Genomic DNA, 429 nt, shown 5'->3' with positions numbered 1-429 from the left:
ACTCTGACCGGCAAGATTTTCAGTACTGCCAGAAGCATTCATTGTTGCATTGGCATTCGCTTGTACATTAGCCTGAGAATTAGCTTGCGGAGAAACTGATGCGGCTGCCGAAGTTTGCGCTCCGACATTAGCGGCCGTTTGTACCTGTACATTCGCTTGTGCACTTGCCGTTGCTTGGCCGGCATGCAACGCTGCCACATGAGTAATCTCTTCAACTTGCTGTACAGATTCTGCTTCATCAACTAACTTGCCTTCATCAAGCTTATCCGCTGCTTTACCATGAATTTTATGCGCTGTCTGCAAAGCCTGCCCAGCAGACTGTCCGTTATTTTGTCCAGAACTCTGCGCACCTTGACCATTTTGGCCTGCTGACTGCCCACTCTGACCGGCAAGATTTTCAGTACTGCCAGAAGCATTCATTGTTGCATT

Annotated in this window: 1 protein-coding gene; it reads right to left on the bottom strand. The window is 48.7% G+C overall.

All coding sequences use genetic code 11. From position 1 onward, the window contains the following. A partial coding sequence (locus J3998_RS13130) for a hypothetical protein (protein ID WP_208151113.1) occupies positions 1-429 on the bottom strand: 429 nt, incomplete at both ends.

Origin of the sequence: Thiomicrorhabdus marina (assembly GCF_017571465.1) — a bacterium.
Taxonomy (GTDB): Bacteria; Pseudomonadota; Gammaproteobacteria; order Thiomicrospirales; family Thiomicrospiraceae; genus Thiomicrorhabdus; species Thiomicrorhabdus marina.
Note: the sequence above shows the minus strand (reverse complement) of the source record. Positions and strands in the feature narration are given on the sequence as shown.